Here is a 25759-nt window from a genome sequence, read left to right on the forward strand (position 1 = left end):
ATCATTCCTTTGCTTTTTTCTCTTCCACCATCCGGTCAAGCTCCGCTTTGAGCGCCGGTAAAAGTTCACTCTCCGGCAGTTTTTTCACAATCTCGCCCTTGCGTATCAGAAGTCCTTCGCCGATACCGCCGGCTACACCGAGATCGGCTTCCTTCGCCTCGCCCGGTCCGTTGACCACGCAGCCCATGACGGCAACCTTGATATCCAGCGGATATCCCTGTACCAGCGTCTCCACCTGGTTTGCCAGACCGATGAGGTCGATCTGCGTGCGTCCGCAGGTCGGACATGAAACAACTTCCACGCCTCCCCGACGAAGGCCCAGCGTCTTCAAAATCAGCTTTGCCGACTTGATCTCCTCCAGCGGGCTGCCTGTCAGGGACACGCGGATCGTATCACCGATTCCCTGACTCAAAATCAGTCCCAGACCGACCGCTGACTTGATATTGCCCGCAATCACAGTTCCCGCCTCTGTGATACCGACATGCAGCGGATAATGAGTCTTTTTTGCAATTAGTTCATGTGCTTTTACACACATCATAACATCCGAAGATTTGATGCTGATAACCAGATTGTCATAACCCATCTGCTCAATCAGGGCAACCTTATCCAGCGCACTCTCAACGAGTCCTTCCGCTGTCACGCCGCCATATTTCTCTACCAATGGCTTTTCCAAAGAACCGCTGTTGACGCCGACACGAATCGGCACGCCATACTCTTTTGCCTTGTCAACCACCGCCTGGATCCGCTCTCTGGAACCGATATTTCCCGGATTGATACGGATTTTGTCCGCGCCGCACTCGATCGCCGCGATCGCGAGACGATAGTCAAAATGAATATCCGCCACCAATGGAATATGTATCTGGCGTTTAATCTCCGTCAGGGCAGCAGCCGCCTCCATTGTCGGCACTGCCACACGGATAATATCGCAGCCCGCGTGCTCCAGCGCCAGAATCTGCTCGACGGTCGCCTTCACATCCTCTGTTTTCGTATTACACATCGACTGGATCAGAATCGGATTGCCGCCGCCGATCTGACGTTTTCCAATCTGCACCACTTTCGTCTCGTCCCGGTATCCCATATCGTTCCTCCCAAACCTTTCTTCTCCGACATGAAATTTCCGTTCTTTTTCGAGCGAATCTTTCATGCCTTTGAATTAATTGAGTTATTACAATAAATTTCTAATATCATTAAACAACACAAACAGCATCAGCGTCATCAATGCCGCCATGCCCGCCATATGAACCATGCCCTCTTTTTCCGGATCAACCGGCTTGCCGCGCAGCATCTCCAGAATGATAAAGACGAGCCGTCCGCCGTCCAGCGCCGGGATTGGAAGCAGGTTCATGACACCCAGATTGGCGCTGAGCAGAATACACATATTTGCCAGATTGACAAGCACAATCATAAGTCCGTAGCTCTGGCTCTCCTTGACCGTCGTGCCGATCATCGACACAATCCGCACCGGACCTGCGATATCGTTCGAGCTGACCTGCCGCTTCAGAATCATTCCAAGGCTGCTGAATGTCACACGGATCCAGTAGCGCACTTCGCAGAAGCTATACTGCGCTGTCTGAATCACAGACGCCGGTTTCTGGTAAACGCCGCCGCTGATTCCGATAAGATAGCGTCCCGCCTCCTCGGAATAACGCGGAACCATCTGCGTCGTGTAGGATTTCCCATCCCGCACATACTCCATCGTGACACTCTTTCCCGGATGGAACTGCAGATAGGTCTGCACGTCGCGGTACAGATAGGTGCGCGTGCCATTTAAGCGCTCGATCGTATCGCCCGCCTGCAGCCCCGCCTCCTGTGCCGGATAGCCGTCCTCGACACTGACAACCGATGCCGGGTCAAAGCCCACACAGCTGATTACGAAAAAGGCGCAAAACCACGCCAGAATGAAGTTGAATACGGGCCCTGCCACCACGACTTTAAAACGTGTCCAGGCAGAAACTGCATTAAAATAAGTCCCGGAGGCGCCCGGAGGCAGCAGGATCCGTTCCGTTTTTCCATCTGTCAGACTCTGGTTCTGATCGCAGGAACTCCCTTTTTCCGTCTCACCCGGCGCATCATACCCTTCATCTTCCCCCAGCATCATACAAGAACCGCCAAACGGAAGCAGCTTCAGCGAGTACCGCGTCCCGCCTTTCACAAAACTGAAAAGTCTAGGACCCATGCCGAGCGAAAACTCAACGACGCAGATTCCGCCCCGTTTTGCCAATAAAAAATGTCCAAATTCGTGAAACAGCACGATCAGGCTGAATACAATCAGCGCCGCCAGCAAACTTACCAATCTACCACCTGCTCTCTATAAAATCATAGGTTTCCTGTTCTGCTGCCAGAATCTCTTCGACCGTCGGATTCTCTTTCACGGTGTGGTGTTCCATCGCCGCCTCAATCATATCAGTGATGGTCAGATATCCGATCTCGCGATCGAGGAATTTCTGGACTGCCCGCTCATTTGCCGCGTTGAACACGGTCGGAAGCGTACCGCCGCGCCGTCCGGCTTTGTATGCCAGGGAAAGTCCGTGGAAATTCTCAAAATCCGGCGCTTCAAAGGTAATCTGTGCCAGCTTTGCAAAATCCAGCCGGTCGCCCGCCAGGAAGCGGCGTTCCGGATAATACAGCGCATACTGGATCGGAAGCTTCATATCCGGCGTGCCGAGCTGCGCTATCACCGCGCCGTCCTCGTATTCTACCATTGAATGAATCACACTCTGCGGCTGCACAACCACCTGCACCTGATCCATCTCCACGCCAAAGAGCCATCTTGCCTCCATAACTTCCAGACCTTTGTTTACCATCGTGGAACTGTCGATCGTGATCTTGCGCCCCATCGTCCAGTTCGGATGTTTCAGCGCATCTTCGACCTGCACACCCTTCATCTGCTCTCTCGTCCATCCGCGGAACGGTCCGCCGGACGCTGTCAGGAGAATCTTGTGGATCTTATTTCCCGTCTCACCGTTCAAACTCTGGAAAATCGCGCTGTGCTCGCTGTCCACCGGCAGAATGCGGACATGCTTCTCCTTTGCCAGCGACATAATGATATGCCCGGCCGTTACCAGGGTCTCTTTGTTTGCAAGTGCAATATCTTTTCCAGCATTCATCGCTGCGATCGTCGGGCGGATACCGATCATTCCGACTACCGCTGTCACCACAATCTCCGCACCCAGCTCCGTTGCCACTGCGAGAAGTCCATCCATGCCGCTCTCGACACGGATATCCAGATCGCGCACACGGTCTTTCAGTTCTTTTGCTTTTTCCTCGTTCCAGACCGCCGCGATCTTCGGAGAGAACTCCCGGATCTGTTTCTCCAGAAGATCAATATTGCTTCCAGCCGCCAGAGCCGTTACTTCTATATCTTTATTCGCCCGGACCACTTCCAATGTCTGTGTTCCGATCGATCCGGTTGATCCAAGTATCGCAATTTTTTTCATTTCTTATTCTCCTGTTTCTGTATTTTCATACATGCTTCCGTTTTATCGTAAAAACGTCAGTGCAAAATAAATCGCCGGTGCCGTAAAAATCATGCTGTCGAACCGATCCAGCACGCCGCCGTGTCCCGGAATCAGGTTTCCGTAATCCTTGACATTGTGGTTCCGCTTGATCGCCGACGCCGCCAGATCCCCGATCTGGGAAATGACCGCCGCAATCGCACACGCCACCGCGCATGCCACCATCGGATTGCTGACCTCGTCCATCTTCGCACCGAAGAAATACGCATAAATGCAGCCTAACAGAGCCGATCCAACCACACCGCCGACGGCGCCCTCGATCGATTTTTTCGGGCTTAAAACCGGTGCCAGACGGTGTTTTCCAAGGAGCATTCCCGCGCAGTATGCGCAGGTGTCACAGCCCCAGGAGCTTAAAAAGATCAGCCAGACAAGGTATTTTCCGTCCGCCATTGCCCGCACCTGATACAGGTAGGAAAGCATAATTCCCAGATAAAAAATGCCGAAAAATGCTACTGTAATCTGCTCGGTCCCATATTTCGGAAACGTGAACACGTAAATGCTCATCAGCACCATCAGGGCTGCAATCGCAAGCAGCGTCACATAATGCTGCCCTTCAAACCAAACCAGCCCATAATATCCCAGACACGCCAGATACCCGGCGATGCCCGGCGCTTTTTTCTCAATCCCCATAACCCGGTAAAGCTCAAACATACCGATCAGGGAGATCGCGGCGGTCACACAGTACAGAAGGACACCGCCCTTTGTAACCAGTAAAATCGCGAGTGCTACAAGCACAATCCCGCTTATCAGCCTCGTTCTGAACATGGCAACTCCTCCTTATGCCTTGACTCCGCCAAAGCGTCTGTCTCTTTGATTGAACTGCTCAATTGCCTTTATAAGCTCGTCGCGGTTGAAATCCGGCCACAGGCAGTCCGTGATATAAATCTCACTGTAGGCAAGCTGCCACAGCAGATAATTGGACAGGCGGATCTCGCCGCTGGTGCGGATCAGAAGATCCGGATCCGGGATGCCCGCCGTATCTAAATAGGACGCAACGGTCTGCTCTGTCACGTCCTCCGGCACCAGCTTTCCGTCCTGACAGTCCATCATCATATGGCGCACCGCGCGCGTGATCTCATCTCTGCCGCCGTAGTTGACTGCGATCACAAAGGTCATGCCCGTGTTTGCCGCCGTCTCATCTTCCAGGCGGTTGATGCCCTCGATGATATCGCTGTCAAAGCGCGTGCGGTCGCCGATCATTTTGACTCTTACATTATTTTTCTTGGCAATCTTTAAAAGCCGTTTCAGATAAAAACGGAAGAGCTGCATCAGCGCCCCTACTTCTTCAGCAGAACGTTTCCAGTTTTCCGTTGAAAAACCATATACCGTCAGATAACGGATTCCCAGTCTCGCTGCATCCTCAACCGTCTGTTCAACCGTCACACACCCCTGTTTATGACCTGCGGTTCTCGGGAGACCTCTCTTCTTCGCCCATCTGCCGTTGCCATCCAGAATGAGGGCGACATGCTGCGGAATTACCAGGTTTTCGATGTCCCTTTCCATCCAGTTTTCCTCCATAATATTCCCTTAATAGCCAGAAAACAGGACCAGCCGGCCATCCGCATCTGCAATGCCGGCCAGCCCTGCTTGAGGCAGCCTGATTTTTACATTTAAACTCTATTGTATTTTTATACAGTCATGATCTCAGCTGTTTTTTCTTCTACTGCTTTATCAACCTTTGCGATCATCTTGTCAGTCAGCTTCTGGATCTGATCCTCGCCATCTGCCAGCTCATCCTCGGTGATCTCGCCGCCTTTTTCCAGCTTCTTTAACAGGTCGTTTGCATCACGGCGGATATTGCGGACTGCAACCTTCGCGCCCTCGCCCTTTTTCTTAACATCCTTTGCCAGATCTTTACGGCGTTCCTCAGTAAGCTCCGGGAAAATCAGGCGGACTGCACTTCCATCGTTGTTCGGGTTGATACCCAGATCGGAAGTCAGGATCGCTTTCTCGATGTCCTTAATGAGCTTCTTCTCCCACGGCTGGATCAGAATCATACGCGGCTCCGGTACAGAGATATTTGCCACCTGCTGTAACGGGGTCGGTGCGCCGTAGTAATCTACCTTGATTTTGTCCAGTACATGCGGGTTCGCACGTCCAGCACGAATGGATGTATACTCATTCAGCAGTGCGTCATAGGACTTATTCATCTTCTCTTCGTAAACTTTTAATCTCTCCTGCATAAAATCCTCCTAGTTATGCGGTAACCACTGTACCGTTAATTTTTCCGCGCATTGCATTTACAATTCCGTCTTTTTCATTCAGGCTGAATACTGCCATCGGAACGTGATTTTCCATACACATGATGGAAGCTGTGAGGTCTACGACCGCCAGCTGCTTATCGATCACCTCCTGAATCGTGATCGTATCATACTTCTTTGCATCCGGGTTGATCTTCGGATCGCTGTCATAGACGCCGTCGATCGCCTTGGCCAGAAGAATGCAGTCTGCATCCATCTCAATCGCACGCAGCGCTACGCCGGTATCAGTTGAGAAATACGGATGGCCTGTACCACCTGCAAAAAATACGACCATACCCTTTGAGAAATATTTATTGGCTCTGTCCTTTGAAAACAGCTTCGTCATGGAACCGCACTCAAATGGTGTCAGAATCTGTGTCATCATACCCTCGCTCCGGAAGATCTCCGACACGTAAATACAGTTCATGACCGTTGCCAGCATTCCGATCTGATCCGCCTTGGTCCGATCGATTGCATTGCTCTGGCGGCCTCTCCAGAAGTTTCCGCCGCCGATCACGATACCTACTTCGATTCCGTCATCGACCGCCGTCTTAACCTGTCTGGCTACTTCCTTGACCGTTGCTTCATCAAACCCGGTTTTCTTGTCGCCTGCCAGCGCTTCTCCGCTCAGCTTCAGTAATACCCGCTTTAATTCCATAATTCGGTTCTCCCTGTCTATATGTACGTTCTGATGTACATTTTATCTGTGATGACCGTAAAAAGCTGCGTCACCTTATCAAAGATATTCTACCACAAAAAATCCGAATGTGCGATAGAATTTTCGTAAATCCTGTGCATCCTTTCATCATTTTCCCCAAACGCCTTTCTGTATACGGATTCTTCGCCCTATTTTTCATTTTTTCTCAAATTTTAGCGCCCGTTTTACTTTTTTTCTATTTCACCTTTTCCCGCCGCTCTCATTCTGCCCCCAGTTTCTCATTATTTATCTGCACTTATCCTCTGCAATCTTTTTCTGTGCATTATTTAACAGCCTTCCTGGGTGCAATCCATGTATGTGCATTATTTTATTGGATATGCATTTTATAACATTGCAAATTTGAACCATTATATTGTTTGATAAAAATCAATTTCCAGCTACAATAGTTATATCAGTTGTAATTATTTATTATCTCTGAAATAACAATAACGCATGATTCTTTCGGATCGGGGAGGCACTTGAAAAATATGACAGCAATCGATCAAAAACAAATTAACAAGCAGCAGACAAACCGTTATGAAAAATATTACCGTCAGATAGGTCTCAACATCGCTTATTACCGCAAACTCCGTGGCATGAGCCAGATGGCTTTAGCAGAGGCGACCGATTTAAGCCGGACTCATATATCCAACATCGAGGCACCGAACATGAAAACGAGTCTTTCCTTAGAGAGTCTCTTTGATATTGCAGGTGTTCTGCAGGTTGCACCGCGCGCCCTGCTCGATTTCCGTGATGAGAAACCGCAGGATTTTCATGAATAAATCATGATAGAGCACGTAGATTCATGAATTTCTTTAAAGCATGACATTTTAGGGTTCCAAAGATAAATTGGAACCCTTTTTGTGGTATTCAAAAGTAAAAAATCAAAATTATGGTGAGCATTTTCCACCTATTTATTCGTCTTCCGGTTAATAAACTCCGTCCTCGTCTTCGAGTAGATAAATTTCTGACTCGCATACAGGCTGTAATAACCAGAGAAACTAAAGCTGACTGCAATCACCAGCACGAAAAACGGCATCGCCTCATAGCCAAAAAGCTCAAAGCCCAGCAGAAGCGTTGAGATCGGGCAGTTTGTGACTCCCACAAAGAGTCCCAGCATACCGCAGGCGGTCATAAGACCGACCGGCTGTCCAAAGAGAAATGCAAAGAAACTGCCAAACGTCGCGCCGATCGTCAGGGTCGGCACGATCTCGCCTCCCTTGAAGCCTGCCTCCAGCGTAACCGTCGTAAAGAGAATTTTCATCAGGAAATCCCATGGAAGTCCCTCGCCCTCGAAACATTTTTCAATCAGGGAGACGCCGCTTCCGTTGTAGCGGGTCGAACCGGTCAGAAGCGTCAAAACAATCACAATCGCCGCGCCGGATAGAATCCGCCAGACCGGCGATGGAAGATATTTTTTGTAGAGATGTTCCGTTGTGTGAAGCGTGATGCAGAAAAGCTCCGACACCAGCGCGCAGCCAGCCGCCAGACCGACAGCCACGATCGCTGTTTCAATACTCCACGCAGGAACCGCACCAATCGCAAACTGCTCCGGCATCAGTCCCCAGAACCTCGCCAGCGCCGCCGCCGTAAAGGCAGAAAAGACACATGGAACCAGCGCTGCATAGTACATAACGCCGATGCTGATAACCTCCATCGAAAAGATCGCCGCCGCCATCGGTGTGCCAAACAAGGCGGCAAACACACCGCTCATGCCGCACATGACCGCAATTTTCTTATCTTTCTCATCAAATTTCAGCCATTTTCCGATCTGGGTTCCGATGCTTCCTCCCATCTGCAGCGCCGCGCCCTCCCGTCCGGCAGAACCACCGCCCAGGTGCGTCAGAAGTGTTCCTGCAAAGACTGCCGGGGCAGTCGCAAAACTGATCTCTGTGTTCGAATAGATCGATTCGATCACCATATTTGTGCCCCGGTTATTACTCTCTCCCAGCACATGGTAAACACCCAGAACCAGAAGACCGGTAAGCGGCAGCAGAAAGACCATCCACGGGTGGCTTTGAAAGAATGCCGACACCCATAGGACACATTTTCCAAATGCCGTGCCGATGCAGCCGCTCACAATTCCAATCACAATCGCGCCTTCCACCCATTTTATAAAATAGGAAATATTTTTTAACACCGGCTCATATTTCTCCCGCTTCATTTCAACTCTCCCCTGTCTGCTCTATCCACACTGCTTTTCATTTCCATCTTAGACATCATAGATATTTTTGGATTTTACCAGCTTCGGACGGTAGCCTGCTTCCTTGAGTGCTTCCACTATCTTATTCTTGTGATCCGTACCAAACGCCTCAACGGTGATCCGCAGCTCCACTGCTGCGTTGCGGTTGATGCTGACAAACTGGTTGTGCTCCAGTTTGATGACATTGCCCTGCTCCGCTGCCATCAGATTTGCAACCTTTGCAAGCTCTCCTGGCTTATCCGGCAGCAGTACCGATACGGTAAATACGCGGTCTCTCTGGATCAGACCATGCTGTACGATGGATGCCATTGTGATCACGTCCATGTTGCCGCCGCTCAGGATGGATACGACTTTTTTCTTCTTCACATTCAGGTGTTTCAAAGCAGCCACAGTCAGAAGACCGGAGTTCTCAACGATCATCTTGTGGTTTTCTACCATATCAAGGAATGCCACGATCAGCTCGGAATCCCCGATGGTGATGATATCATCCACATTGATCTGGATGTACGGGAACAGCAGATCGCCCGGGCGTTTAACGGCAGTACCATCCGCGATTGTGTTGACGCTCGGGAGAGTCACTACTTTTCCTTCTTTCAGGGATTCCTGCATACAGTTTGCGCCTGCCGGTTCTACACCGATCACTTTGATCTTCGGATTCAGCAGTTTTGCCAGCGTTGCAACACCGGTACAGAGTCCGCCGCCGCCAATCGGAACCAGAATATAATCAACAGTCGGAAGCTCTTTGATGATCTCCATGGCGATGGTTCCCTGACCGGTGGCTACGTCCAGATCGTTGAAGGGATGGATAAAGGTATATCCGTGCTCCGCTGCCAGCTCATTTGCATATGCCAGCGCCTCATCGAATACATCGCCGTGAAGAACCACCTCTGCGCCATAGCTTCTGGTACGGTTTACCTTCATGAGCGGCGTGGTCGTCGGCATAACAACCGTTGCCTTGCAGCCAGCCAGTTTTGCCGCGTATGCAACGCCCTGTGCATGGTTTCCAGCCGATGCGGTGATCAGACCGCGCTGTTTCTCCTCATCACTCAGGGTGCTGATCTTATAAAATGCACCTCTTACCTTGTAAGCACCTGTATACTGCATATTTTCCGGTTTTAAATATACTTTATTGCCGGTCAAATTCGAAAAATATTCACTGTAAACCAGTTTTGTCTCGGAAATAACCTTGCTGACAACCTCAGTTGCTTCTTCGAATTTCTCCAGCGTCAGTCCCTGCGGCTCAGCCTGTACTGCCTCTGCTGTCTCTTCCTTTATTGTCTCACTCATTGTCTTTCCTCCATTTATCCGTATTTCTCAGAATGCGCCCTGCTTTTGCCGGTTCTCTGACCAGACAGTCTGCCGGGTGTGTCCTCTCTATCTGAATCTACGGCTTAAGCAGATTTGTTCTCCGCCAAACCAGTTTCAGCCGTGGCATGCTCAGCTATTTTTAGCTTTATTCATTCTCTGTCAATGCTTCATTTCTCTTAAACAGTGCATTGACGAAATCATTCGCATCGAATTTCTGTAAATCGTCAATCTTCTCGCCGATTCCGACGTACTTAACCGGAATACCAAGCTCGGACTGGATCGCAACCGCGATACCGCCCTTTGCCGTGCCATCCAGCTTCGTCAGGATGATGCCGGTGATATCCGCCACCTCCATAAACTGTTTTGCCTGTGCAAGCGCGTTCTGACCGGTGGTTCCGTCAAGGACAACCAATGTCTCACGGTAGGCGTCCGGATATTCTTTGTCGATGATCCGGTTGATTTTCTTTAATTCTTCCATCAGGTTTTTCTTATTGTGCAGACGACCTGCCGTGTCGCAGATCAGCACATCGGCATTTCTTGATTTTGCCGCCGCGATCGCATCGTAGATAACAGCTGCCGGATCAGAACCTTCCTGCTGGGCGATCAGCTCAACGCCCGCGCGTCCTGCCCACTCCGTCAGCTGCTCAATCGCTGCCGCACGGAATGTATCCGCCGCCGCCAGAATGACCTTCTTGCCCTGATCCTTTAACTGACCTGCCAGCTTGCCGACCGAGGTCGTCTTGCCGACGCCGTTGACGCCGATCACCAGCACAACCGACTTGCGGTTCTCAAATTCGTAGGCATTTTCGCCCAGATCCATCTGCTCTTTGATGCTGGCAATCAGAAGATCCTTGCACTCTGCCGGATCCTTGATGTGGTTTTCTTTTACCTTTTTCCGGAGATCCTCGACGATCGCCATCGTCGTCTGGATACCCAGATCGCCCATGATAAGCGTTTCTTCGATCTCCTCGTAGAAATCATCATCGATCGCGGAAAAACCGCTGAATACGGAATCAATTCCGCTTACGATGGAATCTCTCGTTTTCGTCAGCCCTTCTACCAGACGGCTGAAAAAACCCCTTTTCTTCTCTCCCATGCCTGCGCCTCCCTTTCTATTTCTGCTCTCTTTTTTGCAATTATAATTCTGCTTTTTTCTCTTCCCGCTCCATCTGCGCCTCGATCAGGCTGACCGATACCAGCGTGGACACACCTTTTTCCTGCATCGTGATACCGTACAGGCGGTCTGCCGACACCATCGTGCCTCTTCGGTGGGTGATGACGATAAACTGCGTGTAGCACGTCAGCTTATGCAGGTACCCGGCAAACCGGTCTACGTTGGAATCGTCGAGTGCCGCCTCGATCTCATCAAGCAGGCAGAATGGCGACGGTTTTAAGTTCTGAATTGCAAAAAGCAGCGCGATCGCCGTCAATGCTTTCTCCCCACCGGAGAGCTGCATCATATTCTGTAGCTTTTTGCCCGGCGGCTGTGAAATAATCTGGATGCCTGCCTCCAGAATATCTTCTTCCTGCGACAGCTCCAGCGTACCCGTTCCGCCTCCGAATAATTCCTTAAATACTTTATCAAACTCGCGGCGGATCTCACCAAATTTTTCCCGGAACTGACGCCGCATTCCCTCATCGAGCTCCTCAATAATTTTTTCCAGCGCCGCCTGTGCCGCTACCAGATCTTCATGCTGGTTTTTCATAAATTCGTAGCGGCCGGATATCTCCTTGTAGTCCTCGATCGCGTTGACATTGACATTCCCAAGGGCGCGGATCTCCATCTTTTTCCCATTGATCGACCGCTTCATTTCTGGAATCGAGGTCAACTCTTCCTTCCGCAGCTCTTCCGCGCGCGAATACGTAAGCTCATACTCACTCCACATATAATCGACCTGCGACTCCAGGCGCTCATTCAGGCGTTCTCTCTGATTCTGGAGACGGAAGTTCTCGCGGTCTAAAAGCTGGAGACGTTCGTTCAGCTCTTCCTTTTTATCAAAGAAAGTTTTCTGCCGCCCCGCCTTTTCTTCCTTCTCACGCTGCTTGTTCTGGATTACCAGTTCCATCTGCGTCCGCTTGTCCCCGGACGCCTGTATCTCGGCTTCCAGCACTGCAATCTCGCGCTCTCTGGCAGCGATCGTCTCGCTGCTGTCCGCGTGACCGCCGGAAAGTTTCTCTTTCTCGGCCCGGAGACGTTCCCGCTCCTGCAATACACGGCGCAGATTTTCCTCGATAAACGCGCCCTTCTGCTCCGCCTGGGAATGCCCAAGCTGTATCTCCGAAAGGGCTGCCGCCGCTTCCCCACGCTGCTTTTTCGCCGTCTCAAGACCTGTCTGCTGCTCTTCCACGTACTGGTTCTTCTCATTGCTTAGCGTTTCAAGCTTCGTCTCTTCGGTCTGCAGCTCCCGCAGCGCCCCGCGCAGATCGCCTACCTGCAGCTCGAGTTCCTGATTTTCTGAAGACAGATCCTGCGAGGAATCTGCAATCTCCTGCCGTCTCGCCTCTAACTGGCAGATCGTCAGTTCCAACGTATTCTGCTGGATCTGCATCTGCTGGCGCCTCTCCTGGACGGATGCCAGTGTTCTCTTCGCTTCCGTCAGCCTGCGCCCTGTCTCTGCCAGCTCCTTCTGTACCGCTTCCACCTGTTCCAATGCCTTTTTGCAGGCAGCTTCCAGTTCTTCGATCTCACGGCGTCGTCCCAGCAGATTGCTGCTGTTCTTGAATGCACCACCGGTCATCGAACCGCCAGGGCTTAAAAGCTCGCCGTCCAGCGTCACGATCCGGAGAGAATACCGGTATTTCTTTGCCAGCGCAATCGCATGATCGATCTGATCCACCACGACCACGCGTCCCAGCAGATAGGACACCAGCCCGCTGTATTTCTCATCCGCAGAGACCAGTTCGCTTGCCAGTCCAAGAACACCCATTTCTTTCAGCGCCCCCGGCTGTCCAAAACTCTGGCGGCGTTCCATGCTGGTCAGTGGCAGAAACGTTGCACGGCCATACCGGTTCTTTTTCAGATGTTCAATCAGGCGTTTCGCCGTCTCCTCGGAATCCGTCACAATGTTCTGGATGCTGCCGCCAAGTGCCGTCTCGATCGCCGTCTCATATTTCTTCGTCGTGCTGATCAAATCCGCCACAACGCCATGAATACCCGGAACGCAGTTCCTGACTTCCATCACGCGGCGGATACTGCCGCCGTAGCCCTCGTAGCGCTCCGCCAGATTCCGCATCGATTCCAGCTTTGTCCGGTTCGTGTGGTAATCCTGCTGAAGGCTCGAAAGTTTCTGGTTCAGGCGGCGTTCCTGTTCTTCCTCCGTGCGCGTCTGCTCCTGCAGCTCTTTTTCCTGCGCCGAAAACGCTTCCAGACATTCCCGCACCTTCCCTAATTTGGCTTCTTCTTCTTTTTTCTGCTCTTCCTGAACCGACTCATCGCTCTTGAATTTCAAAAGCTTCTGCGTCACTTCCGCCCGGCGCACATCCGCCTGCTCCAGCATCGTCTCATAGCGCTGACGGCGGGCGGCAAGTTCCGCTTTCTGGTTCAGAGCGTCCATGATCTCGGCTTTTGCTGTCTCGATCAAAGTTTCCGTCCGGCTGACCGCCTCGTCCATCGAACGGACTGCTGCCTCCGCTTCCTGCTGTTTTGCCTCGATCATCTGCACCGATGCATTTAGTGCCTGTTTTTCAGACTCATATTCCGCCTGTTCTTCCTCTTTCTGATGCATTTCGCCGTCGATCGACGCCATCCGGCTGCGGATATGTTCTTCGTTCATCTGCTCCGTCCGGATCTGCTCTCTGAGAACCCCGATCCGTCCGGTCTTCTCCTGGCGTTCCAGATCTTCCCGGCTGCACGCCTCACGATCCGCGGCAATCGCCGCATCCAGCGCATCCAGCTCGGTTCCGAGCAATTCGTACTCCGATTTCAGTGTCTCCGATTCCGCCCGCACACTCTCCTGATCGCCGGTCAGAATCATCTCCTTCTGCTCCACTTCCCGGATCTGGCGCTTCAATTCCTCCGATTCTGCCAAAAACAGGTTGGCGTCCAGGCAGCGCAGCTCTTCCCGCAGACGCAGATACTCCTTCGCCTCCTCCGACTGCCGTTCCAACGGTCCTACCTGTTTTTCCAGCTCGGACAAAATATCCGTCACGCGGATCAGGTTCTGTTTTTCATCTTCCAGCTTCTTCTGTGCGATCGCCTTGCGCCGCTTGAATTTCACGATTCCAGCCGCCTCGTCAAACAGCTCGCGCCGTTCCTCCGGCCGCCCGCTTAAAATCTGATCAATCTGCCCCTGTCCGATGATGGAATATCCCTCTTTACCGATACCCGTATCGTAAAAGAGCTCGTTGATATCTTTTAGACGGCAGCTCGTTCCATTAATCTTATATTCACTCTCACCAGAACGGTAAAGACGTCTTGAAACCGTGACTTCGTCGTACTCAATCGGAAGTTTGTGATCGGCATTATCCAGTGTGATCGCCACGTAGGCAAATCCCTGCGGTTTTCGAAGCTCCGTGCCAGCAAAAATAACGTCCTGCATCGTGCCGCCGCGCAGCTGCCTGCTTCTCTGCTCACCGAGCACCCAGCGCACTGCATCGGCGACATTGCTCTTGCCGCTGCCGTTTGGCCCGACGATGCCCGTGATTCCGTTGTGGAACTCAAACAGAATTTTATTGGCAAATGACTTAAAACCCTGTATTTCAATACTCTTTAAATACATACCTACTCCTGCGGTTTTCTGATAGTGAGGATCCCACGGTACGCCGCACGCTGTTCCGCTGATTTTTTCGTCCGTCCGATGCCGCGGCCGATCTCCTGACCGTCCAGCATCGCGGACACTTCGAAGCTCTTGTTGTGATCCGGTCCTTCTTCTTTCAGAAGAACGTATGTAAGTGTCTCGTCTGTGTGTCCCTGCACAATCTCCTGCAAGATAGTCTTGCTATCATAAAAGAGCTTTTTGTGTTCCATATCGTTGAGAATAAATCGATGAATAAACTCTTTTGCATTAGCAAAACCACCGTCCAGATAAATCGCACCGATCAGTGCCTCCATCGCATCCGACACCACCGAATCGCGCCCCCGTCCGCCGGTCGCATCCTCGCCTTTTCCAAGCAGCAAAAATCCACCCAGATCGATCTCCTGTGCGCAGAATGCAAGGGTCGGCTCGCAGACCAGACTCGCACGTGTCTTTGTCATATCGCCCTCCGGCATCTCCGGAAACGTGCGGAACAGGAAATCACTCGATACCACTTCCAGCACCGCGTCGCCTAAAAATTCAAGACGCTCGTTGCATCCCAGTTTTCCAAGATGGTGCTCATTGGCATACGAACTGTGTATCATCGCATGTTCCAGAAGCTTCTTGTCCTGAAACGAATAGCCAATCCGTTTTTCCAATTTATTTAATGTATACTCCATATATTTCTCTCTTTCCAGCCTGTCCTGCTGCTGACTGATTCCGGCAATCATTGCTATTTGTGTCTGTGAGCCAGAGTCAAACATCCGTTCTTTTTGGAAAGGAGCTGTCGCGATCCTGCCCTTCGGCAGCCCGCCCAGCCCCTTTGCCTGACAGACTTCTCTATAACTTTTTAACAAACATTGAATTAGTTCAGTGCGTTCTTGATCTGCTCTACTGCATCGCCCACAGATACAATCTTTTCTGCCTCCTCAGTCGGAATTTCGATATCAAACGCCTCCTCGATTCCCATGATAATCTGAAAAATATCCAGCGAATCTGCGCCCAGATCATCCACAAACGTCGTATTTAACGTAATTTCATCTGCTTCAACATTCAGTACCTCCGCGATAATGTTCTGTAATTTTTCAAATTCCATAATTTTCTTCCTTTCTATGAACTTATTTTAAAATATTTAGAATTCTAGATTGATTAAAAACATATCGTTTTTTCGCTACATTATATAATTTCACGAAAGTTTCACAGACTTTCCTTGATCTTTTCATTAATCGCCTGCTCTTTAAAGGTCACACACTGAAGAATCGAATTGCACACCTCGATGCGTTTGGAATTTCCGTGCGTCTTGACAACCAGCCCCTTCAAGCCCAGAAGCGGTGCGCCGCCATACTGGCTCGCATCGAATGCTTTGAGCGTCGTCTTCAACGCCGGTTTTACAAGCAATGCGCCGATCTTTGAGCGCAGGCTCGTCATCATGCCCTGTTTTACCATGGAAATCAGGGTTGCACCAACACCTTCATAGAGTTTCAGGATGACATTTCCGACAAATGCCTCAGAAACGATAACATCCGCGCCGCCGTGCGGAATCTCGCGTGCCTCGATGCTGCCGATGAAATTGATGTCCTTACATTCTTTTAAGAGCGGGAATGTCTCTTTCACCAGCGCATTGCCCTTCTCTTCCTCCGCACCGATGTTGACGATCGCCACACGCGGATTCTTGATGCCAACCACGTGTTCCATGTAGATGGAGCCCATCTTTGCAAACTGTACCAGATGGGACGGTCTTGCATCGACATTGGCGCCGCAGTCGATCAGCAGGGATACGCCCTTTTCTGTCGGAATCAATGGAGCCAGTGGCGGACGTTCAACGCCCTTGATTCTGCCGACGATCACCTGTCCGCCGACCAGAATCGCGCCGGAGCTGCCCGCGGAACAGAATGCATCCGCCTCACCCCTGCGGACCATATTCATGCCGACCACGATGGACGAATCTTTCTTCGTGCGGATCGCATTGACCGGCGGTTCCTCCGTCTCGATGACCTCAGTCGCATTAACAACCTCGATCTGTTCTTTCTTATATGTATGTTTTTTTAATTCTTCTGATACGACTTCTTCCTTGCCGATCAGGAAAATCTGAATATCTTCCCTCGACTGGGCTGCCATCACGGCACCTGCCACGATCTCACCCGGTGCGTTGTCGCCCCCCATGGCATCTACTGCTATCTTAACCATTGCGTGTTCTCCTTCTATAATTTATAGCGATACACATACCAAACCTGTCTTCCGCCACTGCGGCATATGTGGTCTGAACGAATCGCTCTTTCATCGTCACGCTGCAACTGTCCCGCTTTTTATTGTCCACAGCCACATTACATCAATCTTTACTATACTAGAGATCAATCTATAAATCAATAAGATTTGAACCAATTTTCCATTGCATGCATCTGATTGGCAGCATCCTTCCTGCCGATATCATACGTCTCCTGCAATTTTTCAACACTATGTTCGGTTCTGCCGATTGGAAGTGCCACGCTCGGACGGATAACAAAAATTTTTCCCTCTTGTTCGAGGCGATCGATCCATTCCACCGTCTTATTATAGAAATAATAGCGGCTGCGAAGCGCCCTCACGAACGCCGGATATTTGTGATATGCCGCCTCCGGCAGCCAGAAATTGCCCGGTTTCTTGCGGTAGCCCGCCGGACGGGTCAGCACAACGACGCATTTTTTATACCCCATCTTAGCGAACGCACGCAACGGAATGCTGTCCGTGCAGCCGCCGTCCAGAAGCTTCATTCCACCAACCTCGACCATATGGGACACATACGGAAGGGATGCCGTCGCACGGAAATATTCGACATCTTTGAACATATCTTTAATCTCCAGATACTCTGCTTTCCCTGTCTCCACATTGCTGCATGCCACATAAAACCGTGTATTTCCCCGGTCAAATGCCTCGTAATCATACGGATCCAGCCGTTCCGGTATATCATGGAAGCAGAACTGCTCGTCCACCAGATTTCCCGTCCGCAGCCAGTTTTTAAAGCTCATAAAACGCTTGTCATTGCAGTATTTTTTATAATAACGGATGCTCCGCTCCTTCTGCCCCGACACAAACGAAGCCCCATGCACTGCCCCCGCCGAGACGCCGATCACGCCGTCAAATGAAATATCATGATCCAAAAACACATCCAGGACGCCCGCTGTGTAAATGCCGCGCATCCCGCCGCCCTCCAGAACGAGACCGGTCTTTTTTTCTTTTTTTAACTCTGTCATATATCATCAAACTCCTATTAAATATCTTATATACTATAAAACAAGATCGAACAGATAGCAAATACGATTTTTCTATCTAATTCCATATTTTTTAGTATAACGTTACTGTTCACGCATACGTGCCCAGTAACAGAATTTGCCGTGGCTTCGCATTTAAATACGGCAAATTCCTGCTGCCACCACGTTTTCTTACGGCACTTTCGGTTCCAAAAGTGCCCACCCGGGAACAGTAACAGTATAACACCTCGGCAGAAAAAGGGAAAGGGGGACGTGCGCCGCCTATGCACACGTTCCCCTTTCTCTTTTTCTTCGATATCTCTATTATTTTATTTCTGCATCGCGTCCATCCGCGCCTGCACATACTCCTCCAGCATCTTCGTCGTTCCCTCAATCCCCAGCCGGCTGCTGTTGATCGAAAGGTCATAATTTCTGGAATCTCCCCAGCGTCCGCGGCTGTAACAGTTGTGGTAGGATTTCCGCCGCCAGTCCTTCGTCTTTACCAGACGTTTCGCCTCGTCCTCTGAAAGTCCGTGCAGCTGCTCAATTCTCTTCACCCGTGTTTCCTCATCGCCCAGCACAAAGATCGTGATCAGTCCGTCATACTCCTTTAAAACCGTCTCCGCACACCGTCCAACTACCACAAACGATTCCCCCGAATCGGCCTTGTCTTTCAGGTAACTGAACTGCATTTGCGCCAGGTTGTTCTCCAGAGAGCTTGAAAATCCGCTGACATTGCGCGCCAGAAAACGGTTTAGCGGCTTCTCGTCGTATTTTTCCAGCACACGCGGATCCACACCCTTTTCCTTGGCAATACTGTCCAGCATCCTATGATCATAAATCGGAAGTTCAAAATGCTCTGCCAGCGCTTCAGCTATCTTGTGTCCGCCGCTGCCAAACTGTCTGCTGACCGAGATGATCACTCTGTTTTTCCTCTCCTCCATATAAAAGCCCCCTTAAAAGTATCTCACATATATACAAACCATGGAAATCAGGATTACCAGCACCGTCGCCGGAGCTGCATACCGGCAATATTTCCCCCAGCCGATAAAATGTCCGTTTTTCGCTGCCACTGAGATACCAACTACGTTTGCCGAGGCTCCGATCGGAGTTCCGCAGCCGCCAATATCCGTACCCATCGAAAGCGCCCACGCCAGAACCGGGAGATCCATGCCACCTGCCTGCGCCAGACTCCGGATAACCGGGATCATCGTCGCCGCAAATGGGATATTGTCCACAAATGCACTCGCAAGCGCCGACAGCCACAGCACAATCGCTACTACCCATTTTACATTATTTCCACTGACTGCGTCAATGATCCCTGCTAAAGAATTTAGGACGCCCGTCTGCTCCATGCCGCCGACCACGACAAAAAGACCAATGAAGAATAGCAGCGTCTTATAGTCAAGCTTCTTAATCATGCTGAGCGCCTCACCGCCGGATGCCAGCAGTGAAAAAGCACCGATAAATACGCCGATCGTCGCAACTGTCAGTCCCGTCTGTGCATGCGTCACCAGCATCACGATCGCCGCCGCAAAGATCACCACGCTGACCGCAAACCGTTTCCGATCCGCGATCGCCTCCTGTGGGGATGGATATGTAACCGCTTCGTCATGCTTTTCACTCGCCTTTAATTCTTTCCTAAAGGAAAAATAGAAAAACAGCACGATAAAAATCAGCGAAACACCCGCCATCATACCTGTATTTAAAATAAAATCTTTAAATGAATATCCGAGCGAGGTTCCGATGATGATATTCGGCGGATCGCCGCACATCGTCGCAGAGCCGCCCAGATTCGAACAGAAGATCTCTGAAATGATCATCGGAATCGGATCAAAATGCAGAAGATGCGCCAGCTCTACCGTGACCGCTGCCAAAAAAAGAATAACGGTAATACTGTCGATAAACATCGCCAGAAACGCCGACATCAGCATAAATGAAATAAAAATCGGGATCGTCTTATAATGTACCGCCTTGGCGATTGTCAGGCACAGCCACCGGAAAAATCCCGCGCGCTCCATGCCCTCCACCATCAGCATCATACCGGCAATAAAAAGAATCGTCGCCCAGTTGATGCCGCTCGAGGACTCTGCCGCCGCCTCGGTCTGAAACCAGAAGTTCGGAACCATGAAGCTGTGCAGGCTCAGTGTCTCCGCCGCTGCCGCCTCACTGTGCATACAGACGCCAAACACCAGCACCAGCGTCAGAAGCCCGCATCCGAGCGATACGATATGCCTCTCAATGTGATCCCAGATGATAAGTCCAAACATTACAATAAAAATAATCACAGCCAAAATTTGTGCTGCCATCTTTGTGCCCCTCCTTTGTCAGTCCTTTTTCTGCCATCCTCCATACTGGCTTAGAACCCCTTGCAGTCTCTTCTCAGACCGCCTCTTCCCCTAGATTGTTAAAAAATAGGCAGTCATGAGATACCACCTCTATCTTACTACTTATTTCACAATATGCAAGTATACTTTTTGTTATTTTTTTTATTTCATCAGAAATAACTGTCAGCTTGTTCTTCAGCACTCTTTTCATGTATGTGTTTTCATTCTACCCATCGTTCTGTTTGCAAATATTCTCTTTATTTTTCTCTGCTTTTAAATGTAAAAGAGACAGACCGCATATTCCGTGCAATCTGCCTCTTCTCACATCTATTTTACAATTCTGTCTCCATCTTCCCTGACGGATTTTCATCAAAATTGTTTCTTAAACATTTTACAGAAGCGCCCCGTCTTCCCCGACCTGCTTGCCGTCCGGCGTCGTCGTATTAACTAACATCGCACCGTTTACATCCAGATAATACCATTTTCCATTCCAGAACACCCAGGTATTCGTCTTGCAATATGCATTTTCATCGAAGAAATACCACACACCGCCGATCTGCTGCCAGTTATTGGTCACATAGCTTCCATCAGAATTGCGGTACTTATATCCAAGCGCATCCTGTTCCCACGCACCGGCTGCTGGACCGCTGCCTGCTTCCTTGAAGACAAGCGTCTTCTGAATTTCCTGCGCCTGCTCCGCCGTGATTGTGAAGGAATCCGATGTCTGCCATTCGCCGTGCCGTGAATCGCTGTAAACCGCGCGCACATCAAACGTGTAGGTTCCCGCCTGCGTAAGATAACGTCCAAGATTGTATTTCGTTTCTTTTCCCGGTTTTACCGTACTTAAAAATTTCTCATCCCGGCAAACGCGCAGCTCATAGTATTTCGCATCCTCACTGCCGTTCCACTCTGCAACGCCATCCATCTGATCCCACTCTGCCTCATCTACATCCAGGCTGTAATCACTGGAGGTTCCTTTTAAAGCTTTCAGGGTGATCACGACCCGGAGTTCCTCATCGCCCTTGCGCTTGATAGAAGTAACCGTCGCACTGTCACCGCTCAGGGTTACATTCTTTTTCGCATAACCGGATTTAAAATAATAATCATCGTCCGCCTCCAGAGTAACCTCCAGCTTTGGCTTATCCTTGTCCACCCATTTGCCGGACGGCTCATTGATCACATCAACATTGGAAATATCGCAGTCACCGAAATCGAGCGAAACATCCACATCTGAACTCTCATCACCGACATGGATCGAGGACGAAACATTTAAGCCGATCGAGCCAACCGGGCTGCGGTCCTCCGTATCCTTCGACGCAAATGCCTGAAATGGGATCGCCGCCAGAAGCGCGGCGGCTGTGACGGTCAAAAGTAAATATTTTCCCCTTTTCATATGTAAAACCTCCTAACGTGATATTTATAAAATATTATCCCTCTTTTTTCTTTCTTCTCTATATTAACAAAAAATAGCGGCATTGTACACCTTTTTGCATACAACACCGCCATCTACACATTATCTGCGTTACTGTTCACGCATACGTGCCCAGTAACGGAATTTGCCGTGGCTTCGCATTTAAATACGGCAAATTCCTGCTGCCACCACGTTTTCTTACGGCACTTTCGGTTCCAAAAGTGCCTACCCATGAACCAATGTCAGTAAGTTAAGCTTTAGCGTTAAATCCCCTATAGGAGTCTAACATATTTTTAAATTGATACTTGACAAAAATGTCAAAATATGCGACCGCTCTCGCTATTGATCTTTTTCAGAAGTAGCGAGAGCGGCCCCTGTAATTAGAAATATATTTTCATTTACAGGAGGCACATATATGACTTTCGCTAGTAAAAGTTAAATAACAAATAACAGTACATAAAATACTTTGTTAAATAACATTCTTATAGGGATAGTTGAGCTTAATGCTCTTCTATCCCCATTTTTTACATTTTTACTAATAAAAATCACAGATTTGATAATATTCACGAAATATAAAAAATGGAGAGATTATTGCAAATTAATAATCTCTCCTGTTTTTGACCACATTTTATAAGCCATAAGTTATAGTTGCTAAAATCTACCCAAAAACACCTGTTAAACACCCTCTTGAAATGGGCTAAAAATGGGCTAAAAATGGGCTAAAATGCGAAAAATGGGTTAAGCAAAAATCGCTTAACCCCTTATTTTTCAATACTTGTAGCTTAGTCTTCTACTTTAACGATTTCTTTCTTGTTGTAGCTTCCGCAAGCTTTGCACACTCTGTGAGGCATCATCAGAGCACCGCACTTGCTGCACTTTACTAAGTTCGGAGCACTCATTTTCCAGTTAGCTCTGCGGCTGTCTCTTCTTGCTTTGGAAGATTTGTTCTTAGGACAGATAGACATGGTTACACCTCCTTAAATTCATTGAATATCTCCTGGATAACCGACATCCTTGGATCGAGCGACCTAGTGTCACAGGTACAAGTCCGAAGATTAAGATTTGTACCACATCTATTGCAAATCCCCTTGCAGTCTTCTCTGCACAGGACTTTCATAGGCAAGCTCAGTAGCAGTTCGTTGCAAACCAACTGGTCTACATCCAGATTGTACCCCTTCATAAAGGGTTCATCATCTAAACTCTCCTCCTGACCGTCCTGCACCTCAAACTCTCGTCCAAAATCCAGTTCGCAGTCGAAAGATACTGGCTCCAGACAACGCGCACAGTGACCTCCCACCGTCAGCGTCGCATGACCACTCATCGTATACTTATGCCGTGTCTTAGCCGTCAGTTCCAGTTCAAAAGGCTCAGCCTTCTCAATCTGAAACGTCTCTCCGTCAAAATCAACAGAGTCCAGCGCAGTCTCGACTGTATAGACTTTCTTTCTACCCTCGCAGTTAAAAAGTTCCGATAAATGAATCAGCATACTAATCTCCTAATACGCACTTTGATATTATACAAAGGTCGAGCGCGTTTGTCAATGATTAATTTTACATATTTTTGCAAATTTTAATTCATATTTAATTATTTTACCAGTGCAAGAGTCTCGCGGGCGATAGCCAGCTCTTCGTTGGTCGGAACCAGGAGAACCTGAACCTTGGAATCGTCAGCAGAGATGATTCTCTCCTCACCTCTTACGTTGTTCTTCTCCTCATCCAGTTTAACGCCTAAGTAGGTCAGGCTGCTGCAAACATCTTTTCTCATCTTGATGTTGTTCTCACCGATACCAGCGGTAAATGCGATTGCATCTACACCGTTCATAGCTGCTGCGTATGCACCGATATATTTGATTACGCGGTAATCGAATACGTCCAGGGCCAGCTGTGCTCTCTTGTTGCCAGTCTCAGCTGCTGCTTCCAGATCACGACCATCGCTGGATACGCCGGAGATACCGAGCATACCGGATTTCTTATTCAGGACTTCGTTCATCTCATCCAGGGACAGACCTTCTTTTTTACCTACGAAATCGATGATAGCCGGATCGAGGTCACCAGAACGTGTACCCATAACCAGACCTTCCAGTGGAGTCAGTCCCATGCTGGTGTCTACAGATTTGCCGCAGTTTACAGCGGAGATGCTGGCGCCGTTACCCAGGTGGCAAACGATGATCTTCATCTGATCATACGGTTTTCCAACGATCTCAGCGGTTCTCTTAGATACGTAGCTGTGGGAAGTACCGTGGAAGCCGTAACGTCTAACTTTGTATTTCTCATAGTATTCATACGGAATACCGTAGGTGTAAGCGACATCCGGCATGGTCTGATGAAAAGCGGTATCAAATACAGCTACCATCGGTACGCCTGGCATAAGTTCCTGGCAGGCACGAATACCGATCAGGTTTGCCGGGTTGTGAAGCGGTGCCAGATCGTTGCACTCTTCGATCGCTTTCATGGACTCGTCGTTGATTAAGCAGGAAGAAGTAAATTTCTCGCCGCCGTGTACGACACGATGTCCAACTGCACCTACCTCAGACAGGCTCTTGATAACGCCGCTCTTCTCGTTAGTCAGGGCTGCCAGAACTGCGTTGATAGCCTCTGTATGGGTCGGCATAGCGATCTCAGATTTCTCTTTTTCGCCGCCCTCCGGCTGGTAAGTCAGCATACCGTCGATGCCGATTCTCTCGCAAAGCCCCTTAGCCAGAACGCCCTCTGTCTCAGAGTTGATTAACTGATACTTTAAGGAAGAACTTCCGCAGTTAATAACTAAAATATTCATGGTAATAGATTCCTTTCTTTATAACATCACAATTCAGCCGCAGGTATTCTCTATATGCGGTTCACACGGAAGCATCTGCAAAAACGTCTGCACTGCCCTGTTGTGAACTGCAGGATTATGTATGAATACCGGGCTGAACTGTAATTATCACTTTTAATTCTTAATTAAACGGATTTAAGATTCTCTGACGCGGTGCCAGTTCTCCATCCATTTGATTCCAATTGGTATTAATTATGCCTGCTGAGCCTGTACAGCTGTGATAGCTACTACGCCTACGATATCGTCTGCGAAGCATCCTCTGGACAGATCGTTTACCGGCATGGACAGACCCTGAAGAACCGGACCATAAGCGCCAGCTTTTGCAAGTCTCTGAACTAGTTTGTAACCAATGTTGCCTGCTTCCAGGGACGGGAATACTAAGGTGTTAGCATGTCCAGCTACGGTGCTGCCCGGTGCCTTAGCCTCGCCTACAGACGGAACCAGTGCTGCATCAAGCTGAAGCTCGCCATCCAGTTTCAGTTCCGGGAACTTCTCATGAGCAATCTTAACTGCATCTGCTACCTTGGTAACATCATCATGTTTAGCGGAACCCATAGAAGAATAGGACAGCATAGCTACCTTCGGCTCTGCGCCAACCAGCATCTTGAAGCTCTCTGCAGACAGACCAGCGATCTCAGCCAGCTTGTTGGAATCGAAGTCAGTGTTTACTGCACAGTCAGCGAATACGAACAGACCGTTCTCACCGAACTCGCAATCCGGAACTTCCATCAGGAAGAAGCCAGATACAGAGCTGATACCCGGTTTGGTCTTCAGAAGCTGCAGAGCCGGACGAATGGTGTTGCCGGTAGAATGGCATGCACCAGATACAGCGCCGTCAGCATCGCCGCACTTGCACATCAGGCAAGCATAGTACATATAGTCTTTCTCCATCTGCTCTTTTGCAACTTCCGGAGTAACACCTTTTTTGCCTCTTAATTCAACGAACTTGTCGATGTATTTCTGCTTATTCGGATCATTGTACGGGTCAACGATGGTGGCACCGGAAATGTCGAAGCCTTTGCCGTTTTTCTCAATCTCTTCCGGAGTACCGATGATGATCAGATTTGCGATACCCTCTTTCAGAATTTTCTCAGCTGCCTCGTATGTTCTCTTGTCCATTGACTCTGGAAGAACGATGGTTTTCTTGTCTGCTTTTGCTCTTTCCTTAATCTTGTCAATAAATGCCATGGTTATAAAACCCCTTTCATAAGTGTGTGTCTATTACTGCTAACATTATATACCAGTTGTTTATTGTATACAAGAGCGATTTTCAAATTTTTGATT

At 49.5% G+C, this 25759-nt stretch carries 23 protein-coding genes; 1 reads left to right on the top strand and 22 read right to left on the bottom strand.

The features are described 5' to 3' along the window. Position 1: 1 nt before the first annotated feature. The 7 genes from ispG to pyrH all read right to left on the bottom strand — a co-directional run bounded on the left by ispG (position 2) and on the right by pyrH (position 6413). The gene (ispG, locus tag DWX68_RS06595; protein ID WP_117795284.1) at positions 2-1078 is read right to left on the bottom strand and encodes a flavodoxin-dependent (E)-4-hydroxy-3-methylbut-2-enyl-diphosphate synthase; all 1077 of its coding nucleotides are present in this window, start codon (positions 1076-1078) and stop codon (positions 2-4) included. Positions 1079-1165: 87 nt separating this feature from the next. Beyond that, positions 1166-2293: an RIP metalloprotease RseP gene (rseP, locus tag DWX68_RS06600; RefSeq protein ID WP_118628870.1), complete on the bottom strand. Its 1128-nt coding sequence runs from the start codon at positions 2291-2293 to the stop codon at positions 1166-1168. A gap of 1 nt (position 2294) precedes the next feature. After that, a complete protein-coding gene (locus tag DWX68_RS06605) occupies positions 2295-3437 on the bottom strand; it encodes a 1-deoxy-D-xylulose-5-phosphate reductoisomerase (protein ID WP_022360463.1) in 1143 nt (380 codons plus the stop codon). A 42-nt stretch (positions 3438-3479) separates the two neighbouring features. Continuing rightward, positions 3480-4280, bottom strand: a complete 801-nt coding sequence (locus DWX68_RS06610) for a phosphatidate cytidylyltransferase (protein WP_106999776.1) — start codon at positions 4278-4280, stop codon at positions 3480-3482. A gap of 12 nt (positions 4281-4292) precedes the next feature. Continuing rightward, positions 4293-5018, bottom strand: a complete 726-nt coding sequence (locus tag DWX68_RS06615; RefSeq protein WP_118628871.1) for an isoprenyl transferase — start codon at positions 5016-5018, stop codon at positions 4293-4295. Between the two features lie 125 nt (positions 5019-5143). Then, a complete protein-coding gene (gene frr, locus DWX68_RS06620) occupies positions 5144-5698 on the bottom strand; it encodes a ribosome recycling factor (protein WP_022360460.1) in 555 nt (184 codons plus the stop codon). A 13-nt stretch (positions 5699-5711) separates the two neighbouring features. Next, positions 5712-6413 carry a UMP kinase gene (gene pyrH / locus DWX68_RS06625; RefSeq protein WP_106999774.1) on the bottom strand — a complete coding sequence of 234 codons (702 nt, stop codon included), beginning with the start codon at positions 6411-6413 and terminating at the stop codon, positions 5712-5714. A 527-nt stretch (positions 6414-6940) separates the two neighbouring features. Between pyrH and DWX68_RS06630 the strand changes: the two genes are divergently transcribed. Next, on the top strand, positions 6941-7234 hold the full coding sequence (locus DWX68_RS06630; protein WP_022360458.1) for a helix-turn-helix transcriptional regulator: 294 nt from the start codon (positions 6941-6943) through the stop codon (positions 7232-7234). Positions 7235-7362: 128 nt separating this feature from the next. On the opposite strand, the gene DWX68_RS06635 is transcribed toward DWX68_RS06630, so the two are convergent. The 15 genes from DWX68_RS06635 to pta all read right to left on the bottom strand — a co-directional run bounded on the left by DWX68_RS06635 (position 7363) and on the right by pta (position 25663). Continuing rightward, on the bottom strand, positions 7363-8616 hold the full coding sequence (locus DWX68_RS06635) for a chloride channel protein (RefSeq protein WP_118628872.1): 1254 nt from the start codon (positions 8614-8616) through the stop codon (positions 7363-7365). Positions 8617-8664: 48 nt separating this feature from the next. Continuing rightward, on the bottom strand, positions 8665-9942 hold the full coding sequence (gene ilvA, locus DWX68_RS06640) for a threonine ammonia-lyase (RefSeq protein ID WP_118293662.1): 1278 nt from the start codon (positions 9940-9942) through the stop codon (positions 8665-8667). 166 nt (positions 9943-10108) lie between these two features. Next, the gene (gene ftsY / locus DWX68_RS06645) at positions 10109-11059 is read right to left on the bottom strand and encodes a signal recognition particle-docking protein FtsY (protein WP_118628873.1); all 951 of its coding nucleotides are present in this window, start codon (positions 11057-11059) and stop codon (positions 10109-10111) included. A 40-nt stretch (positions 11060-11099) separates the two neighbouring features. Then, the gene (smc, locus tag DWX68_RS06650; RefSeq protein ID WP_118628874.1) at positions 11100-14681 is read right to left on the bottom strand and encodes a chromosome segregation protein SMC; all 3582 of its coding nucleotides are present in this window, start codon (positions 14679-14681) and stop codon (positions 11100-11102) included. 2 nt (positions 14682-14683) lie between these two features. Next, entirely contained in the window at positions 14684-15376 is a 693-nt protein-coding gene (rnc, locus tag DWX68_RS06655) for a ribonuclease III (RefSeq protein ID WP_107000387.1), read from the bottom strand. 185 nt (positions 15377-15561) lie between these two features. Then, positions 15562-15792, bottom strand: coding sequence for an acyl carrier protein (gene acpP / locus DWX68_RS06660; protein ID WP_106999769.1), 231 nt, complete (start codon positions 15790-15792; stop codon positions 15562-15564). 101 nt (positions 15793-15893) lie between these two features. Continuing rightward, positions 15894-16883 carry a phosphate acyltransferase PlsX gene (gene plsX / locus DWX68_RS06665; protein WP_106999768.1) on the bottom strand — a complete coding sequence of 330 codons (990 nt, stop codon included), beginning with the start codon at positions 16881-16883 and terminating at the stop codon, positions 15894-15896. Positions 16884-17059: 176 nt separating this feature from the next. Further along, positions 17060-17926: a patatin family protein gene (locus tag DWX68_RS06670; protein ID WP_106999767.1), complete on the bottom strand. Its 867-nt coding sequence runs from the start codon at positions 17924-17926 to the stop codon at positions 17060-17062. A gap of 326 nt (positions 17927-18252) precedes the next feature. Then, positions 18253-18867, bottom strand: coding sequence for a cytidylate kinase-like family protein (locus tag DWX68_RS06675; RefSeq protein WP_118293659.1), 615 nt, complete (start codon positions 18865-18867; stop codon positions 18253-18255). A gap of 12 nt (positions 18868-18879) precedes the next feature. Next, entirely contained in the window at positions 18880-20232 is a 1353-nt protein-coding gene (locus DWX68_RS06680; RefSeq protein WP_118628875.1) for an SLC13 family permease, read from the bottom strand. 409 nt (positions 20233-20641) lie between these two features. Then, on the bottom strand, positions 20642-21643 hold the full coding sequence (locus DWX68_RS06685; RefSeq protein ID WP_118628876.1) for a hypothetical protein: 1002 nt from the start codon (positions 21641-21643) through the stop codon (positions 20642-20644). An 800-nt stretch (positions 21644-22443) separates the two neighbouring features. Further along, positions 22444-22626 carry a 50S ribosomal protein L32 gene (gene rpmF / locus DWX68_RS06690; RefSeq protein WP_003499726.1) on the bottom strand — a complete coding sequence of 61 codons (183 nt, stop codon included), beginning with the start codon at positions 22624-22626 and terminating at the stop codon, positions 22444-22446. Positions 22627-22628: 2 nt separating this feature from the next. Next, positions 22629-23147 (bottom strand): DUF177 domain-containing protein, encoded by a 519-nt coding sequence (locus DWX68_RS06695; protein WP_022360443.1) that lies wholly within the window; start codon positions 23145-23147, stop codon positions 22629-22631. Between the two features lie 98 nt (positions 23148-23245). Next, complete coding sequence (locus DWX68_RS06700) at positions 23246-24436, bottom strand: acetate kinase (RefSeq protein WP_022360442.1); 1191 nt, start codon at positions 24434-24436, stop codon at positions 23246-23248. Positions 24437-24667: 231 nt separating this feature from the next. Beyond that, positions 24668-25663, bottom strand: coding sequence for a phosphate acetyltransferase (gene pta / locus DWX68_RS06705; protein WP_117795259.1), 996 nt, complete (start codon positions 25661-25663; stop codon positions 24668-24670). Positions 25664-25759 lie beyond the last annotated feature (96 nt).

Source organism: Clostridium sp. AF20-7 (genome assembly GCF_003479275.1).
In the GTDB taxonomy this organism is placed as follows: domain Bacteria; phylum Bacillota; class Clostridia; order Lachnospirales; family Lachnospiraceae; genus Otoolea; species Otoolea fessa.

Excerpts from the sequence above, each read along its gene's own strand:
- ispG (WP_117795284.1), bottom strand. The coding sequence starts at position 1,078 with ATGGGATACCGGGACGAGACGAAAGTGGTGCAGATTGGAAAACGTCAG.
- DWX68_RS06630 (WP_022360458.1), top strand. The coding sequence starts at position 6,941 with ATGACAGCAATCGATCAAAAACAAATTAACAAGCAGCAGACAAACCGT.
- DWX68_RS06700 (WP_022360442.1), bottom strand. The coding sequence starts at position 24,436 with ATGAATATTTTAGTTATTAACTGCGGAAGTTCTTCCTTAAAGTATCAG.
- pyrH (WP_106999774.1), bottom strand. The coding sequence starts at position 6,413 with ATGGAATTAAAGCGGGTATTACTGAAGCTGAGCGGAGAAGCGCTGGCA.
- DWX68_RS06610 (WP_106999776.1), bottom strand. The coding sequence starts at position 4,280 with ATGTTCAGAACGAGGCTGATAAGCGGGATTGTGCTTGTAGCACTCGCG.
- DWX68_RS06670 (WP_106999767.1), bottom strand. The coding sequence starts at position 17,926 with ATGACAGAGTTAAAAAAAGAAAAAAAGACCGGTCTCGTTCTGGAGGGC.
- DWX68_RS06685 (WP_118628876.1), bottom strand. The coding sequence starts at position 21,643 with ATGAAAAGGGGAAAATATTTACTTTTGACCGTCACAGCCGCCGCGCTT.
- ilvA (WP_118293662.1), bottom strand. The coding sequence starts at position 9,942 with ATGAGTGAGACAATAAAGGAAGAGACAGCAGAGGCAGTACAGGCTGAG.
- smc (WP_118628874.1), bottom strand. The coding sequence starts at position 14,681 with ATGTATTTAAAGAGTATTGAAATACAGGGTTTTAAGTCATTTGCCAAT.
- plsX (WP_106999768.1), bottom strand. The coding sequence starts at position 16,883 with ATGGTTAAGATAGCAGTAGATGCCATGGGGGGCGACAACGCACCGGGT.
- DWX68_RS06680 (WP_118628875.1), bottom strand. The coding sequence starts at position 20,232 with ATGGCAGCACAAATTTTGGCTGTGATTATTTTTATTGTAATGTTTGGA.
- rpmF (WP_003499726.1), bottom strand. The coding sequence starts at position 22,626 with ATGTCTATCTGTCCTAAGAACAAATCTTCCAAAGCAAGAAGAGACAGC.
- DWX68_RS06615 (WP_118628871.1), bottom strand. The coding sequence starts at position 5,018 with ATGGAAAGGGACATCGAAAACCTGGTAATTCCGCAGCATGTCGCCCTC.
- DWX68_RS06675 (WP_118293659.1), bottom strand. The coding sequence starts at position 18,867 with ATGGAGGAGAGGAAAAACAGAGTGATCATCTCGGTCAGCAGACAGTTT.
- acpP (WP_106999769.1), bottom strand. The coding sequence starts at position 15,792 with ATGGAATTTGAAAAATTACAGAACATTATCGCGGAGGTACTGAATGTT.
- rnc (WP_107000387.1), bottom strand. The coding sequence starts at position 15,376 with ATGGAGTATACATTAAATAAATTGGAAAAACGGATTGGCTATTCGTTT.
- DWX68_RS06635 (WP_118628872.1), bottom strand. The coding sequence starts at position 8,616 with ATGAAGCGGGAGAAATATGAGCCGGTGTTAAAAAATATTTCCTATTTT.
- ftsY (WP_118628873.1), bottom strand. The coding sequence starts at position 11,059 with ATGGGAGAGAAGAAAAGGGGTTTTTTCAGCCGTCTGGTAGAAGGGCTG.
- pta (WP_117795259.1), bottom strand. The coding sequence starts at position 25,663 with ATGGCATTTATTGACAAGATTAAGGAAAGAGCAAAAGCAGACAAGAAA.
- DWX68_RS06605 (WP_022360463.1), bottom strand. The coding sequence starts at position 3,437 with ATGAAAAAAATTGCGATACTTGGATCAACCGGATCGATCGGAACACAG.
- DWX68_RS06695 (WP_022360443.1), bottom strand. The coding sequence starts at position 23,147 with ATGCTGATTCATTTATCGGAACTTTTTAACTGCGAGGGTAGAAAGAAA.
- frr (WP_022360460.1), bottom strand. The coding sequence starts at position 5,698 with ATGCAGGAGAGATTAAAAGTTTACGAAGAGAAGATGAATAAGTCCTAT.